Origin of the sequence: Bacteroides cellulosilyticus DSM 14838 (genome assembly GCF_000158035.1) — a bacterium.
Lineage (GTDB): Bacteria > Bacteroidota > Bacteroidia > Bacteroidales > Bacteroidaceae > Bacteroides > Bacteroides cellulosilyticus.
On record NZ_EQ973495.1, the window covers coordinates 196,139 to 213,887 of the forward strand.

The 17,749-nt window shown below is 37.9% G+C and carries 10 protein-coding genes; all 10 read right to left on the reverse strand.

What is annotated here, in order from left to right; all coding sequences use genetic code 11:
- The coding region (locus BACCELL_RS23145; RefSeq protein ID WP_248604809.1) for a sialate O-acetylesterase at nucleotides 1-315 on the reverse strand (315 nt) is incomplete at its 3' end.
- A complete protein-coding gene (locus BACCELL_RS23150) occupies nucleotides 287-1,528 on the reverse strand; it encodes a ComEC/Rec2 family competence protein (protein WP_044154383.1) in 1,242 nt (413 codons plus the stop codon). The genes BACCELL_RS23145 and BACCELL_RS23150, both read right to left, overlap by 29 nt.
- A gap of 87 nt (nucleotides 1,529-1,615) precedes the next feature.
- The gene (locus BACCELL_RS23155; protein ID WP_007214552.1) at nucleotides 1,616-2,998 is read right to left on the reverse strand and encodes a RagB/SusD family nutrient uptake outer membrane protein; all 1,383 of its coding nucleotides are present in this window, start codon (nucleotides 2,996-2,998) and stop codon (nucleotides 1,616-1,618) included.
- A 26-nt stretch (nucleotides 2,999-3,024) separates the two neighbouring features.
- A complete protein-coding gene (locus tag BACCELL_RS23160) occupies nucleotides 3,025-6,423 on the reverse strand; it encodes a TonB-dependent receptor (RefSeq protein WP_007214553.1) in 3,399 nt (1,132 codons plus the stop codon).
- Between the two features lie 38 nt (nucleotides 6,424-6,461).
- Nucleotides 6,462-7,451, reverse strand: a complete 990-nt coding sequence (locus BACCELL_RS23165; protein WP_007214554.1) for a FecR family protein — start codon at nucleotides 7,449-7,451, stop codon at nucleotides 6,462-6,464.
- Between the two features lie 112 nt (nucleotides 7,452-7,563).
- A complete protein-coding gene (locus BACCELL_RS23170; protein ID WP_025726380.1) occupies nucleotides 7,564-8,181 on the reverse strand; it encodes an RNA polymerase sigma-70 factor in 618 nt (205 codons plus the stop codon).
- 163 nt (nucleotides 8,182-8,344) lie between these two features.
- Nucleotides 8,345-9,373: a Fic family protein gene (locus BACCELL_RS23175; protein WP_007214557.1), complete on the reverse strand. Its 1,029-nt coding sequence runs from the start codon at nucleotides 9,371-9,373 to the stop codon at nucleotides 8,345-8,347.
- 370 nt (nucleotides 9,374-9,743) lie between these two features.
- Nucleotides 9,744-12,233 (reverse strand): sialate O-acetylesterase, encoded by a 2,490-nt coding sequence (locus tag BACCELL_RS23185; RefSeq protein ID WP_007214559.1) that lies wholly within the window; start codon nucleotides 12,231-12,233, stop codon nucleotides 9,744-9,746.
- Nucleotides 12,234-12,244: 11 nt separating this feature from the next.
- A complete protein-coding gene (locus BACCELL_RS23190; RefSeq protein WP_007214560.1) occupies nucleotides 12,245-14,068 on the reverse strand; it encodes a RagB/SusD family nutrient uptake outer membrane protein in 1,824 nt (607 codons plus the stop codon).
- Nucleotides 14,069-14,106: 38 nt separating this feature from the next.
- The gene (locus BACCELL_RS23195) at nucleotides 14,107-17,412 is read right to left on the reverse strand and encodes a TonB-dependent receptor (RefSeq protein WP_007214561.1); all 3,306 of its coding nucleotides are present in this window, start codon (nucleotides 17,410-17,412) and stop codon (nucleotides 14,107-14,109) included.
- Nucleotides 17,413-17,749 lie beyond the last annotated feature (337 nt).

Sequence of the window (17,749 nt, forward strand, 5' to 3'; positions counted from 1 at the left end):
TCTTTTGGCAAAGGCATAGCCCGGTCCCAATTTCTGCATAGAGAGTTTCTTTCGAATATTGGAATAGCGATTTAAAGGGTTTTCTGCTACTTCAAAATCACCTTTATCATTTAATAATTTCACCATTAGTAAAGGCAAAGAATCTTTTTTCTCAATTGGCGCACGACCAGCCATATTGGATTGCCCCAAAAGAATAAATAATTTCTTTTTATCATCAGTTTTGTGATGTATCTGAGCACTTACAATAGATGACAAAGAAAAAAACATCACAAACATCAACAAACTCTTAATGCTGTTCATTACGTATACATTCATAAGGTCCACTTTTAGACAATAACTTATAATCACCAAATTTAGAATCATCTAAGACATATACCCAATATCGCTTTCCTCCCTCTTCAACACGAATTAGAACATGCCCCTGTGTTGATTTTAGCTTGTTTATCAAATTCCCCGTTACAATCTTTGCGGCAGGATGTACATTAGTTACAAAGACGTCTCTGTTATAGGGATATAGTCTTTTTGATAATATTCTATTAAGTACAGCATGATTCAGATGGGCAGCATTCCATGTTTGAGCTACAAAAACCTGAGGCGACAATGATGAAATAAATGTTTCATTAGTAGTATCCTCATACCCATGATGATTCAGCACTGCAACTTCAACATGCCCTACCTCTTGAGCAACAGCACTTTCAACATCGTGCCATGCCGGCATACCAACCTTTGGAAATCCAGGAATATCCCCTCCTGTATAATAAGTAAAATTTCCATAAGTCATTTTTATAACACAACTAAGCATATTTTCACGCGGAAAAAAGTCTTTTTTCAGTGTTTCCAATTCTGGAAATAAATATTTTTTCTTATTACCTATCCATAACTGTCCATTAGCATAAATATTCTGGATACTAAATTGAGTATCATATTCATCCGGTAAATAAATCAAGGAGAATTGCCGGAAAGTTCCCACATCAAAAGGTTCTACTTTAGTTCTATCATTGAGAGAAATATAATCTATAAATCTTTTATAGTTTGAAAATGTCTCATTTGTTTCACCAGGACACATGTATTGATATCCTCTATCAACTATCCTCCTTATCGGCAATAACTGATGCACCTCTGTTATACCTGTCAAATAATAATTTTTATTAGATACTTTCCGCTCAAATACAGCACCTAAATGATCTGAATGGAAATGAGTAATTAGACAGTAATCTATATGTTTACCATGTTTCACCGGCATAAAATGTTTGATATAGTCTACAATGTACTCTGCCGCAGTAATTGTACTATCAGGCTTCGAAGACACAGCCCTTTCATCCACTCTATTATTATCACCGGCATCAATTAACATTGTAGTCCCATCCGGTAATACTAAAAAAGTAGAATTTCCGCGTCCTGTATTAATATGATGAATATCTAAATAACCTTCTTCCCAAGTAGGAAGTGTTTTTTCAGGAATATCTTGACCATACAACACAAATGCAGGAAACAAGATGAATAGTATATGGAATAATAGATACTTCATTTTTATCTTTTTGGGAGACTGATAAAAAAGCAAATCATTTTTTGAATTCAAAACCTCTCTCACTTTTCTATCAGTCTCCTATTGGCATTAATATTCCGGATTCTGAGGAAGTATATCAGGGTTATTCACCTTTTCAACTTCAGCACTTGGGATTGGAAAAATTAATCTGAAAGCGGGCACATCTATATCATAAGCAGCTTTAATAGCTTCTTTCACAGTACCTGTTCTGACTAAATCAAACCAGCGATTCCCTTCTAATGGGAATTCAAGATACCTTTCATGCAAAACTGCTTTTTTAAATTCAGCCTGTGAAGGTAATTCTGTTGAACTCAAAGCTGGTAAACCAGCTCTACTACGAACTTTATTCAGATAATAGAATCCACTCTCTTTTGAATTGATATCTGTATTAAAACTCAGTTCATTCAAAACCTCTGCATACATAAGAAGTACATCTGCATATCTCAAAATGATAAAATCATTGCCTACCTGCTTCGTTGAAGCATCCTGTATATCATAAAACTTCACTGGCAAATAAGTAGTTCCACTTTTCTTATATTGGATTAATTCAGCACGTTTATCACTACCATCATATGCTTCTTTTAATACAGAACTAAAATGGGCAAGAGTTACATCTGATAAGCTAAGCCACATCCCATGTCCACCATCCACTAATGTCTTACTGTATTTTACTGCAAATAAGATTTCTTTATTCATCTCATTATTTACATCAAATACATCTGTTATATTAGTAAGCAAATCGCAATCTCCATTAGTAATAATATTGTTTAGATAAACTTTGGCATCTGCATATTTTGCATTAGTCAGACAAACTTTTGCTAAAAGTCCTTCTGCTGCTTTTTCCGTCACACGTCCTAAATCTGAATTATCATATTTTTTAGGCAATTGAAGGGCAAACTTTAAATCTGCCACTATTTGTTCATACACTTTATCGATTTCTTCGCGTGGTGTTTTTAAAGCTTCACTATCCGTTATTTCATGGACTACTAAAGGAACTTTACCAAATAGCCGAACCAGATTAAAATAATGGAATGCTCTGATAAATCGTACTTCTGCCTCAAACTGCAACTTCTTATCAGCATTAATCCCGGCATTTTGTATTTTATCTATGACTACATTACAACGGGAAATAGCACTGTACGAGTTCTTCCATATATCGGCAATCAGGCTATTGGTCTTGTTGTCCTGAAAATGATTTATCTCATACTTATCTTGTGAACCAGAAGTAAAACTTGGCATATACATATTGTCAGAACGATATTCCAAGACATCTAACACCATTGTTGGATAGCTTCTAAATGTCTGGTAACAAGCAATAACAGCGCCATTAAAATCACTTTCCGTTTTATAAAAAGAATTAGCATTGGGCTGAGATTCAGGTGCTAAGTCCAGAAAGCTCTCACAGGAGCTCAAACAGAAAAACGTACATAATATAAATAATATATTTTTCATATCTTGTTTATTATTATTTATTATCGTTAGAAACTAACATTTAAACCGAATGAATAAGTTTTTGACAAAGGATAAGATCCATAATCTACTCCTTGGGTTAAAGCACCGTTAGAATTATAATTACTAACTTCAGGATTGTATCCGGAATAACCAGTAATTGTAAACAAGTTCTGTCCGGAGAAAAAGATTCTCAATGATTCTAATCCGGCTTTTTTCACTACTTTTTTAGGTAAAGTATATCCTAAAGTTATATTTTGCATTCTAAGGTATGAACCATTTTCCAAATGCCAGGTTGATGTTCTTGAGTTATTACCCGTAGATTTTCTATTTGCCCGGTTTACTTGTCCATTACCCGGATTTTCTGTTGATTGGAAACGATCCAAAGCAAGACTCATACTATTGACATTACCTTCCATATTTGCAATATATCGTCTTTGCAGATTAAGAATCTTATTACCCTGTACTCCTTGCAGATTAAATGAAAGATCAACACCCTTATAAGAGAAAGAACTCATAAAACCATAAGTGAATTTTGGCATATAATTACCTACAATGGCACGGTCATCATCTAAGTCCATTTTACCATTACCATCTGCATCTACAAATTTGAAATCACCCACTTTCGCATTTGAGAAATGAGGATATGCATCCAGTTCTTCCTGACTTTTAAAGACACCATCTTGTATCAATAGGAAATAGTTACCAATGGGCTGACCTACTTCTGTTTTAAAATAAGCATGGCTGACACCTGCCGAAGTAATGATTGGTGCGTCTTCAGGACCTAACTTCAATACTTTATTCCTGTTTGCAGAGATATTGAAGCTTGCATCCCACTTAAAGCCGTTCCAATTATTGTGAGTACCAACTGTAAACTCAACACCTCTATTACGAACCTCACCAATATTCTTACGCATATCAGAGAAACCTGTAATTTGTGGAATAGGAACATCAAGTAACAAATCGTATGTATTACTCTGGTATAAATCCAATTCAAAAGTTAACCGATCTTTGAATAGACCAACATCCAATCCTACATTGTACATACGAGTTTTCTCCCAACTTAAATCATCATTAGGCAGCTGGGACGGACGTAAACCTGAAACCAATGTTCCTTCTCCCTTACCCAAGACATATTGATTATAACTCAATAAAGCAATATGTTCATAATTACCGATATTAAAATTACCAGAGATACCATAACTTGCTCTCAACTTCAAATTACTAATCCAGTTTATATCCTCCATGAATTCTTCAGAAATAACTCTCCATCCTACTGATACAGAAGGGAAATATCCCCAGCGATTATTTTTACCAAAACGAGATGAACCATCAGCACGTATAGCAGCACTTAATAAGTATTTTCCTTTATAATCATATTGTGCTCTTGCTAAGAATGAAGCCAATGCCCAAGCTTGTGAACCTGCCCCACCCGTTGAGACAATTCCTCCTGCTACGTTTTGTACTAAATCATTCAAAAAATCAGTTGCCTCTACCGAATGCTTTTTCATCATATCTTTTTGAGCAGTAAAGCCTACAATTACATTCAAATTATGATCATTGAATCTTTTCTGATAATTCAAAGTGTTTTCAATCAGCCAATTCAAATAATACGTTCCACTTGATTTTGCCACAGGATTGGAAGGAGACTGAAAATATTTTTCTCCTTGCAATGGAAGTTCTGAAGAACGATAATATTCATTATAGAAATAGTTATAATTTGTAGCTGCTGAAAACTTATACTTCAATCCTTTGATAATTTCCCATTGGAAATAGAAGTTCCCCAATAAATTAGCATGGGTAACTTGATCTTTAGTCAAATTAGCCATAGCTACGGGATTCAAGACTGCATTGTGCTGATAGTCAGTACCTATTTTCCAGTATCCATTGCCCATATAATCATAAGAACCGTCTTCTTTATATACAGACCATACCGGTGGCATCATTAGGGCATTAATAACAACACCCTTATTATTATCACTATCTACTCTATCTTCAATAGAGTATGAAGGAGTGAAGTTTACTCCTAATTCTACTTTGTCCGTTTTATATGTAAAGTTTAAACGCGCTCCAAATCTCTCATATCCGGAATTAACTATAATACCTTTCTGATTCAGATAATTACCAGAAATAAAGAATTTAGTTTTATCAGTTCCTCCACTAACAGTTATAGAGTGTTTTGTAATAGGTGCGGTACGATATAGAGCATCTTGCCAATCTGTATCCACTAAACCAGACTTTCCTTCTAAATATGGGAATAATTCAGGCGGAATTTTATCATAAGACTTTTCACGTACATCATTCGGATCATCGGGACTGGCATTTGGATAAGAAGTTAGATAGGAACCATTATGTCCGTCTCTTGCAAAAGCAGCAAATTCATACGCATTCAGCATATCTATTTTCTTAGATAAGGATTGGAAACCGACAGAACCATTGTAGCTTACATGTGCCTTTCCACTTGCACCTTTTTTAGTCGTAATCATTACAACACCATTTGATCCACGCGAACCATAAATAGCAGCCGATGAAGCATCTTTCAAAATTTCAATTGATTCAACATCATTCATATCAACAGTTTCCAAGGCACTTGAAGCTCTTTCTAATGGAACTCCATCTACTACATATAAAGGGTCGGCTCCTGCTGTAATGGAACCTGTACCTCTTACACGAATTGAAGTTCCCCCATTAGGTTTACCTGTTGTTTGTGTGATTTGTACACCCGCCATCTTACCGACCAGTGCTTGATCAAATCCCGTAACTGGCATATCTTTCAATTCTTCACCACCTACGCGGGCTATAGAAGTAGTAACATCTCGCTTATTCATGCTACCATAACCTATTACTACAACTTCTTCCAGCATTTCTGTATCTTCCTTCAAAGTTATCTTTGATAAAGATTTATCATTAGCCTTAAAAGTCAGAGTCTTGTATCCAATAAATGAAACGGTTACCTCTGAGTTTTCCGGAACATTGGCTAATGTGTATTCACCGTCTAAGTTAGTAATAGTACCTAAAGTAGTACCCTGAACAGCAATACTGGCACCAATCACCGGCTCTCCTTTATCATCGACAACCTTTCCTGTTATAGTTCTTTTTTTTAGCGAATCACCGCTGGAAGTTTGTTCTTTTTTAGAAATCACAATCATCTTATTTCTTAGACTCACCTCCAATGATTTGTCAAGGATAGATGACAATGCCTCTACGACGGGAGTATTTTCAAAAGTTGCATTAACCTTTTTATTCTCGTTTATTTCGTTTTTCTGATAGATAATGGACAGCCCTGTCTGACTCTCTATTTCCTTCAATACAGTTTTCAATGTTTGTTCCTTAAAAACTTTGCTGACTGTCTGGGCATTTACAGATAATGAACCCAAGCTGAGCAAGAACAAAAGGAATAAGCATAGAATTGATTTTCGGTTGTTCATAGCTTTTCTTGATTTAATTAGTTGTTACAAAATTGATTTTATTCTCTGATATATATATCCTTTCCTCTGCGTTCGACAGCTATCGGGATGATCTCCTGCAAAGCAGCCATCACCTCTCCTATCGTCTCACGGTTTCTTAATGAAATGCGGAACCGTTTGGCACCTACCTGTTCCGATTCCAGACTGATATTGACGTCATACTGGCGGGATAGCTTCGCTACCAGTTCTTTCAACGTAATATCCTCAAATTCAATTCGATTCTCCGACCAGGCTTTCCATTGCTTCACATCATTACGGGTACGTGTGATTTTTCCGGTAGCCATATCCAACTTCACAAATTCACCGGGTGCCATCTCTATCCGCTGTTCCCCGCGATGGATTTCTACAATTCCTTCCATCAGTGCCGTAGTGACAACTGAGTCTTCAGGATAGGCGGAAACATCGAATTTCGTTCCTTTCACTACTACATCATATCCACAGGTTTGCACCGTGAATTTGGCTTTTTCCTTCTTCGTGACTTCAAAATAAGCCTCACCGCTAAGTATTACTTTACGATTCCGCTCGTTGAACTTATCCGAATACTTCAGTACGGAACCGGCATTCAGCCATACCACCGTACCATCTGCCAAAGTCATCTTGCTCTTTTCTCCGTAGGGAGCTTCGAATACGAAATAATCTTCGGTAGAAGATAAGGAAGCAATGTTCCAGATGCCCAGCGTAGCCCCGGCAGTAAGCACCACGATGGCAGCTACGGCAGCCACTCTGCGCCAGAAGCTGAAATAACGACGGGGCAACATCGGCATAATAGCCTCTTGCGTACGAAGGCGGCGTTGCAGACGTTGCCATTCATGCATGGTCTGTTCGTCCCCTTCATTAGTAACCTTCCATTCTTTTTCCCACTGACGAAACCGCAGGCGGTTTTCTTCCGCTTGCTCAATGTAACTGAACAAGAGTTTCTCTTCTGCCTTTGAAATGTGTCCTTCAAAGTAGCGGATCGCCAATTCGTGAATGTTTGTTTCTGTTTTCATAAATTCTCTTTCTATAGGATGTAACAACTAATTTTAATTCTACCCAACCTCGGAAAAAGAAAAAAGCAGAAAATTTTTAGTTCTCTGCTTTTTCTCCTCCTGGTTATTCTGTTTATTCGTTCATAATTACCCAAGCTAAAACCATTATATAGATGTCTACCGGATACTTATCCTTGAAGTGACGTTCAAAAAGGGCAAGGGCTTTAGAAATATGTTTCTCCACGGCTGTAGTGGATATTTGTAATTTATCGGCTATCTCCCTGTTCTTGAGATGGGTGAATCGACTCAGTAGGAAGACTTCGCGACAACGGTCAGGTAGCTGACCGATGACAAGTTTGATTTGCTCCTGCAATTCGTCATAGAGGAGTTTATTGTCTGCATCAAAGGTGAAGTCGGTATAGTAAAGCCGTTCTTCCCCGTCAATGGATGCCAGGTATTCAATCCGGTGTTTCTCTACAATGGATACGTGTTTCAGGTAGTTCAGGCATCCGTTGCGCACCATTGCAAACAGCAAAGAAGTTATGGAGACCGACGAAAGTAAGTCTCTCTTCTCCCAGAACTTCAGAAAACATTCCTGAATAATATCCCGAACGATTTCTTCATCTTCAATAAAGCGAATAGCATATCCACGCAAACGCGGAAAGTAATTTTTAAACAGATAAACGAATGCTTCTTCGTTTCCCCGTTTTATCTCCTCCAATAAATAGCTATCATCTGAAAAATCAGCCAAATTCTTTTCCATGCTTATATTTTAAGGAACAAAGATTGTTAGAAGTGAATAATTAGGTTTTGCAAACCTATTAAAATTTTGTTCCAATACAAAATGAAAAAGGGATTGTTTTTTTATTCGCTTACTGATTTTGAAGAATTCCCAATGATTCAGCATTACCTATTTATGCCCCTCTCAACTCCCAATGTCCTGATTTGTTAGAGCCGACACGTTTGATTAACCCTTTCTCTTTTAATGCTGCCATAATACGTTCACCTTGCCGTAAGGAAACCGAAAGCGATTCTGCAATCTCCTTTGCAGTGCTTCGGTTATTTATCCGGATAAGCTCTAATACACGTTGTTCGTTTATACCGACATTTATACCGACATTTATACCGACATCGACACGAGGTTCTAAACCTTCATCTTCTATGGATGCCTGATAATTACGAATCGTCTGCTCTAAATTGCGGATATGTTCATCGAACATAAAGTTGTGAAATAGTTCTATATCATCGTTTTCACGAGTAGCTATAAGAGATTCAATATATTCCGCTTTATGGTCTTTGTTAATATTGGTAGGAATGATTCCAAACTCAAACTGCAACTGATTCATCAGCAAACGAGACATCCTGCCATTGCCATCAGCCCACGGATGAATTGTTACTAAATGGAAGTGAGCGTCGAAACTCAACTTATAGCATTCAATAACATTCGTTTTTGAAAGAGCCTTTCGTCGCTGGTTTATACTTTCGCAAAGTTCTGCCAACTTTGTAGGTACCTTTGAGTAATTCATATAAGAGCGTCCTCCGGTTCCGGCTGTAACGTTCAGTAATCGCAAATCTCCATTCGCTGACGAAAATTCACCTAATGCAGTTTGATATATTGTTCCAGTATTCTTCAGAACGATAGAAGATAGTTGCTTAAGCATATCAACAGAAATATCACTATGACTCTTTGCAAAAGCAATAGATTGTTCGTATGCTGCTTTCAGGTCTAAGTTCATTAGTTGCTCAGTCATAGAACGACCTTTCGCACTGATACCCTCATCAAACAAAAGTTGATTCTCAATTTCAGTGACAGTAGAACCTTCAATAGCTGTTGAATGGGTAATAAGAGAATACAAATAGAATTTATCGTAATCTATCTGTTTGTCAATACCCAGCTCCTTAAACTGGGCTAACAAGGATAATATCTTCTGTTCTCTTGTCATAAAAATGTTTTTTTGATGCTGCCTTTATATGGCATAGAGGCATGCAATGTTTTTTGCAAAGTTAGCAAAAAGGCGGATTACTCCGCCTTTTCCTCCTTATTCTTCCGGCAACTCTCCCGCCCGTATCCACTTTACATACGATACCTGATCTGCTTAATCAAACTTTTTTTTATCGACACCGACCAACAGCTCTTCAATAAGAGCATACTCGCGAGCACTGGCTATTTTCAGTGTATCGCGCAATTCTTCAAGTTCCATAATTAATAAAATATTTAAATTTAGTTCCGAGTCCTGAATGAGCGAAAATAAAGAAATAAAAATAAGATACCTGGCTACACCCATTTCGGGCTTAAATTGAAATATGCACTATTCACTTCATTTTTATCCTCAAATAAGCACGGTCATCAAAAGAGAGATCGCCTTTTTTCATGCCTTTTGTACTCTTATACAACCGCATACACAGAGGATCTTTCTCCAGAATATCTGCAAGATAACATTCCGACTCACGCAAGGTGGAATATAAATGAGGGTAACCGTCAGAAGACAATACCACCTCCTTCGCATCGCCCACGGAGAAGATATTCACCTGTTTCATCTGTACGGGAAATCCATCAAACACTGGAAAAGCGAAGTACTGTCCTTCTACGGGACAATTCTGCAGAAGTGCCTGTTTTTGCAGAAAAGGATAGATAAACTCCCGTCCCGGATCGTGAGATTCCAAATCTTTCAGCGTCGCCCCATCCAGCAAAGCAACTTCATTGACCACCGCACGTGCATTCGCCATGATAGCATCTATTTCTTTCTCGTTAGAAGAATACAAATTTCCAATGATACATTGACAATCGCCTACCTGCCATACCTCATTTCGGGCATAACTATAAATCACTCCATTAGCAGTAAAGCGCTTTCCCGGTTCGGTTTTCAATTCATCAAGTAAGTTGTGTTCTACATAAAACTGGTGTATTTTTTCTGTAATTCTACGAAGTGCTTCTGTTGCATCAATATCCTTGGGAAATTCACGAATAGCCTCCAAAGCAAGTTCCATAGCCAGACGGCCTGTTTTCTTGCCATCATGAGTGAAAGTAGATTTAGCGGTAGCTCCATCAATAACGGCCGCGAAATAAGGAGTGACAATGATGCCATCTTCATTCGTCTGCGGACTTTGCTTTCCTTTCAAGAAACTCTCTTCAATAGTAAAATTCGATACAGAAGGAGCTTGATATTCATTCTCTGATTTTAAATAAGTCCAATCGCGATCACAATTCATAACTTTTGCTTTATATTTCAAATAGTCAATCAAGTATGCCGGACGGTCTGTCTGCAAGATAGTAGCACCCAGATTATTTATCAGGTAACCATAGCCTTTATCCTTATTTAGCAGTGAACAATCATCGTCGTGTCCACCGGCATGTGTATCCCATAACGTATTATACCATATATGAGATTTACCAGCCATGATTTTTTTAACCTCATAGGGCAACGGATTTGTATCGTAGGCAAACTTAAACTCAATAGCCATCGGTTTCAATACCCGAAGATAATCATTTAACTTCTGAATAGCGTCTTTATCATCCAAATTAACCTTTGGCATAAAAACTACTTTATCCAAGTATTTTCCATAATCACGCTTCACATCTTCAGCCGGAGCATTACTTTTCATTATTACCAGATTAGTAGTTCCTGTTTTTTCCAGTAATTCATAAACCTGATCGAAATAGTCAAAAGCTTTGTCCAGATTAAGCATCACTTTTCCCTTAGCCAGCAATAGAGCTTCCTCTAATGTGGGAACTTTATAAATAGTCTTAATATGACAGCCATTTCGTAAGCGCAAATCTTTTATCTCAGCTAAAGTATGATCTTCAACTTTTCCTTTTCCGGTAGTAGTACGGTCAAGTGTCTGGTCATGCATGAGAATCAAATGCCCGTCTTTAGTCCGGCCAAGATCTACTTCAACAATGTCAACTCCCATATGGATAGCGTTTTCAATGGCTTCCAGTGAGTTCTCGCAAGCATTTCGCCAGTCACCGCGATGGGAAGCTACCAATACACCCGAACTATTCGGATCAAACAGTTTAGCACGTATCTGTGCCAGTCTTGTAACCTCTATTCCGGATATTTCAAGATATTTCTTTGCGTAACGTTCACCTAATATTTTTTGTGACTTTGCATCGAAATGGAACTCATCAATATTAGTCAGCTCTTCAGACGAAACAAGACTCGCGTAAGAAATGCTATCAGGAATCGCAGCAATCCGTTTCACAATATGCGAATAATCCGGATTCCACTTTCCTATTTCTCCTGCAATAAAGGGTAAATCGGGAATACCTAAATCGGTACGCAAATCTGTAACCAATTTATTCAAATGATTCAGATAGTTCTGATAATCATCCCGGTTTGATTCTCCCTGATGCCATATTATGGCTTCCGGTTTCATATCGGGGTACGCACGCAATGCTTGTTTTATACGGCTTAATGTTTTCTTATAATAGCCTGCCGGATCCTTCTTCATGAAACGCTCTAAAGCTGTACCTCCACGTGCATTGACTACAAGATATATAGTATCCTGCAACTGCTCGGACAAAGTCTTAGCAAAATGGTAGCCGGGACCTAATTTTTGCATCGTAATACCCTTACGGATATTTGAGAAACGGTTCAATGGATTTCGGGCAACTTCAAAACGCCCGTCGGCATCCAGCAGCTTTACCAATGGTAAAGCTGCCGTATCCGCATTTTCTATAGGTGCCCTCCCTGACATATTGGATTGCCCGAGCAGAATGAATAAACGCTTATGAGTATCCTGCTGCGCATAGGTCAGGAAAGAGACCAATAGAAATAATAATAGTATCGGTAATTTTTTCATTCTTCTATCTATTAATAGTATCCTTCATTTTGTTCTTCCTCAATCTTGCCTGCCGGTTTCAAACGGTCGATATGATTTTGAGGAATAGGACGTAACTTATGGAAAGGTCTCATGGTTCCGGCAGCTTTGGCTTCTCCATTGAATTTCATAACCCAATCATACAGAACCCCGCAACGTACCAAGTCTTCCCATCGATAAATTTCACCTAACAACTCACGGCCTCTTTCATCCAAGATAAAAGTGACAAAATCGCTCTTCAATTCATCCGGTGTAACTTTTATCAAATCGTAGGTACTGTTCATGTCATTCATTTCGCCACCTTCTTCTTTCCAATATTGGGGAGCTTTCACTTCTTTATCGGCCCATGCTGCACGCTTCCTAACTACATTGATATATTTTGCTGCCAACTCATAATCTCCTTTTCTACCAGCAGCTTCGGCTGCAATCAGATAAGTTTCTCCCAAACGCATGCGTACCCATTCCCGTGCACCTGCTTGCGTATTTTTATCCGGACGTGTAGGATCAAGATGTTTAACCAGTACGGGATGACCTTCTATATCGTGCATCTCATAAGGCATATATACATATTTAAAGTTAGCGAGATACTTTTTCATCTCTAATGTTCCTGGTTGCAAGCCACATTTCTGTACTGAGAAATAGATAGCTGTATCTCCTAATTCAATTTTATTCTTACCTTCTTTTTGTCCTTTTGCCGGATCGGGAGTGAAATAAACCTCACCATTATAGGATAAAGTTTCCCATTTAGGCAATGTTTTTTTGTTATTCGCATAAAAAACCATTTTGAAACTCTTATAGAAACGAGAGTCGTTTTTACGATCGAAAAGAGTGAGTAAAGTCTTATCAGTCGGACGAATCATCCCATAAGGACGTCCATTTGCAATATCACGTATCATACCCGGTTGTAATTCATACATGGCTGCATTCCAATAAAGATGAAACCAGTTTCCGTCATCATTATACAACGGATTATTTGTAAATTGCACTGCATAAATTACTTCTGAGTTGCCCTGATTCTTCATATCCCATAAGTCCGCATAGTTGCTCATTAATTTGTGCGTACCTCCATTCTCCGGTAATACACTCTCTGCATAATAAAGACAACTATCCAGATCGGTAGGCTTCATGCCACGAATATCTGTTTCCGCACTGGCACGAGTCAAATACACCTTAGCAAGAATGTGTGCGGCTGCATCTCTTGAAGCCTTGCCTCCATTCGCGGGTTTTGTTGGAAGCAACGGTTCTGCAATTCTCAAATCACTAACAATCTGATTATAGATATCTGCTACAGGTGCCCGTTTATAATCAGTCCTCACTTCAAAATTACCTTTTGTTTCCAAAGGTATTTTGCCAAACTGCTGCACTAAATCAAAATAAAAATAAGCACGCAAAAAATGCAATTCTCCTAAACTCAGTTCTTTTTTAGCTTCGGATAATTCAGTACTTTTTTCTACTTGGTTTATAGCAATATTCGCCGTACTGATTGCTTTATAATGATTTTCCCAGAATTCATATAAAACCTTCAAAGAAGGATTCATAAAACCGGATTCATAACGATTAAAAGATTCGCGAGTCTTTCCGTCACGTGCTTCAGTAAACAAATCAACTCCTAATTCAGTCATCATATTATATCTGGCCTTATTGCCGGCTCCCCATCTCATATATGAATAAGTGGCAACTAATGCTGCATCTATTCCCTTCTCAGTAGCATAAAAATCATATGTCAGCTTTGAAGAATCATCTTCTTGCAGCCAATCGCTGCAACCCGAAACCAAGAAAGCAAACAACAACATAATACTAATATATCTTATTTTCATATCTCAACTATTTTAAAGATTTAGAACTCTGATTAATTTTAGAAAGAAAGATTTACTCCACCCATCCATGTCGAAGCACTTGGCGCTGTATAGCCTCTTGCTCCTTCAGGATCAATTCCAGAGAATCCGGTAATAACAAATGGATTGTTTGCAGAAAGATATACACGTATTTTACGAGCACGTATTTTTTTCAATAATTTCTCCGGTAAAGTATATCCCAAAGTTATATTTCTAACTCTGATGAAATCGGCCTTTTCATATTGAAGTGACTTCACATAAGCTGGTGAAGCATTGTCAACACTTGGGCGTGGATAGGCATTTGTCGGATTCGTCGGAGTCCAGTAATCAATAACAATACTGTTAGCACGTCCGGGTTTATTCAAATACTCAATATTATTATTAAGCATAGCTCCCACACTGGCATACAGGAAAATAGAAAAATCAAATCCTTTATAGCTGATACTATTCACCATACTTGCAATGAACTTCGGACTGGTAGAACCTAATATTTTACGATCAGCCTCCGTAATTTTCTTATCGCCGTTATCCCATATCTTTATATCTCCCGGTTTAAAGTTGGCACCATTCTTATTAAACTCTTCCATTTCAGCCAAATCTTCCGGTGTATTCTGCCAGATTCCTATTTTCTCATAATCATAATGCACATTAATAGGATGTCCGATAAACCACTTATTACCAATATCATCTACTTTCCCATTATACAGTGATTCGATAGATTCTTTATTTGCATAGAACATCACGTCGGTAGTCCACTGGAAACTTTTCGTATTGATATTCAAAGAAGAAAGTGAAATTTCAATACCTTTATTTTTAGTTTCACCTACATTGGAAAGGACACTCCCAAATCCGGACACGACAGGTATCTGACGTTCCAGCAAAAGGTCAGAAGTGTGTTGAAGGTATAAATCAACAGTACCACTTAGTCTGTTATTAAAGAAACCAAAGTCTACACCTACGTTCCATTGTTTTGTGGTTTCCCAAGTTAATTCACTATTTGCCATTATCTTAGGTGCATATCCTAATACTTCAGAAGCTCCATTATCCCATACATATGTAGACAAGCCAAGACCGCCTCTCGTCATATAAGGATCAATAGAAGAATTACCAGTCTTTCCCCAACCAGCTCTTAACTTTAAATTAGAAAGGAAATTCTGCTTCTTCATAAAAGCTTCTTCACTGACACGCCACGCCAATGCCACTGATGGGAAAGCAACCCATTTGTGCCCCTCTGCTAAACGGGAAGAGCCATCATAACGTACTGAACCGGTAAAGAGATATCTTCCTTTAAATCCATAATTGACACGTCCCATAAAAGACGCCATAGTCCACTTCGTCAAATTACTACCTATTTTATCTATAATAGAAGAAGATGCCAAGTCGTTGTACAGCAAATCATCTGAAGTAACATCCTGCACTCCAATCTTATTCGATTCTGTCTTATCTTCCTGAATAGATTGCAGCAAGGTCACCCCCAAAGTATGGTCTTTACCAAAATCGCGGTTATAGAACAGCATGTTCTCAAGAGTCATCATCGTGTACTTACTCATACCATTATAAGCATAGGATGTTCCTAACTGGCGGGTACTTGTGTTAGAGGAATAGAATTGATAATCTTGTTTAGTGCGGGCGTCAAGTCCTAAATTACTTTTGAACTTCAAACCCTTTACAGGAAAGGTCACTTCCACATAATAACTACCTAAATATCGACTAACTTTCTCAGGTGCAGATACTGCTCCTTCTTCAAGATTCATCAAAGGGTTCCACATCTGAGCATCAGAGGCTACCAACTGAGTAGGAGTACCATCCTCATTGCGTAATGAGCCCAAAGGACTGATGCGGTACATATAAGCATCACCTTCCATCCCACTACCACGCTCCTTTACAGAATGTGAGTATTGCGTTTGAAGTCCAAATTTAAACCACTGGTTGATTTCATGATTCAAGTTCAAACGTATAGAATAACGTTCGTAACTCTGATCTTTCATGATACCTTCATTCTTATTATAAGTAGCAGATGCCAAAAAGTTTGTTTTGGCATTTCCACCATTGACGCTTATCTGATGATCGGTTATAATACCGTTGCGTGTAACATGATCAAACCAATTGTCAGAACGTACTTTTGAAGGGTCATAATTTCCATTTTCATCATAAGCCATCATCAATGATTCAAGTACATAGGCGTCCTGTTTGAACATGGGATTTGCCATATCCGCTGTTTTATCAGGATAGTCCGTAGGATATTTGTTCGAACTATTTGTATTGCGGTAAGCCTCACGCACATATTCTGCATATTGGGCTCCATTCATTAATTCCAGTTTATTCTGTATAGTTTGAATACCAAAGTACCCGGAATAGTCAACCTGCGTTTTACCATCTTTACCTTGTTTGGTCGTAATCAAAACAACGCCATTAGCACCTCTTGAACCATAAATGGCAGTAGCGGATGCATCTTTCAAGACTTCCATTGAAGCAATATCCGAAGGACTTATTTCTCGAAGTCCGCCTGTAATAGGTACACCATCAACTACGTACAACGGTTCATTACTGGCATTGATTGAACGTTTTCCACGAATTAAAACTGTAGGTGAGGTGCCCGGTGCCCAATTATCCTGAGAAACCAATACACCGGAAGCACGTCCTTGTAAAGCTTCAGAAGCTGAAGTTACAGGAACTGACGCTATCTTCGCTGCATCTACAGAAGCCATTGCACCTGTTACATCTCTCTTTTTTTGCACACCATAACCCACTACTACTACTTCATCTATCAATTCGCTATCTTCTTTCAAAGTGATATTTGCTAAAGTTTTATCATTAGCAGCAAAGGTTAACGACTTATAGCCTACAAATGAAATAGTAATCATGCTATTCTCAGGGACATTAGCCAAAGTATATTCACCATCAATGTTAGTGATAGTACCTTGTGAAGTTCCTTCAATTATGATACTGGCACCAATCACCGGCTCGCCTTTATCATCAACTATGGTACCAGAGATTGTTTTAACTTTTCGGCTTTGCTGTACATCCGAAGTTGGCTTTTCTTTCAAATAGATTTTCTTCTCACCAATTTCAAAAGTCACATTCGTACCTTTCATTAATTGAGTAAGTACTTGGGAAAGTTCTTCTTTATTAGCTTCAATAGTTACAATTCGGTCAGGATCAACCGTAGGACGACTGTATGCTACAGTTAGCCCTGTTTGTTGAGTGATAGCATCAAAGACTTTTGCTAACTTAACTTGCCGAAATTGCAAGGTTACCTTCTGGGCAGAGGCTGTAAACGCAACCATCAAGCCTAAAAGAAGTACAAGTAAAATCTTGTGTTTCATAACTTAAATTTTAGATTAACATTAGTATAAAAATTCGCTTTATACTAAGTAGACACATAAGATTTCGGAGCGGGTGAGGGAAAAATACTTTTTTGTAAAATAAATTAAGAAAAGGTCTTCTAAAGACTAAGAATCGTCATTGGCGGTTCAAAATGTAGCTCGTCATCTTGCTTTTATTTATATTTGATACAGTCTGAAGCTATTTATTTGGTCGCAAACAGATAAAAAAGAATTCGCATGAGGTATAAGGCATGGATAGGAAAGCGGCTAAACAGCTCAAATTGTATTGCAAAGATAATGTGTTTTTTTTGATAGGATAAATTGTTCCTTATGATTT

Excerpts from the sequence above, each read along its gene's own strand:
- BACCELL_RS23165 (WP_007214554.1), bottom strand. The coding sequence starts at position 7,451 with ATGAAAACAGAAACAAACATTCACGAATTGGCGATCCGCTACTTTGAA.
- BACCELL_RS23160 (WP_007214553.1), bottom strand. The coding sequence starts at position 6,423 with ATGAACAACCGAAAATCAATTCTATGCTTATTCCTTTTGTTCTTGCTC.
- BACCELL_RS23195 (WP_007214561.1), bottom strand. The coding sequence starts at position 17,412 with ATGAAACACAAGATTTTACTTGTACTTCTTTTAGGCTTGATGGTTGCG.
- BACCELL_RS23190 (WP_007214560.1), bottom strand. The coding sequence starts at position 14,068 with ATGAAAATAAGATATATTAGTATTATGTTGTTGTTTGCTTTCTTGGTT.
- BACCELL_RS23175 (WP_007214557.1), bottom strand. The coding sequence starts at position 9,373 with ATGACAAGAGAACAGAAGATATTATCCTTGTTAGCCCAGTTTAAGGAG.
- BACCELL_RS23185 (WP_007214559.1), bottom strand. The coding sequence starts at position 12,233 with ATGAAAAAATTACCGATACTATTATTATTTCTATTGGTCTCTTTCCTG.
- BACCELL_RS23150 (WP_044154383.1), bottom strand. The coding sequence starts at position 1,528 with ATGAAGTATCTATTATTCCATATACTATTCATCTTGTTTCCTGCATTT.
- BACCELL_RS23155 (WP_007214552.1), bottom strand. The coding sequence starts at position 2,998 with ATGAAAAATATATTATTTATATTATGTACGTTTTTCTGTTTGAGCTCC.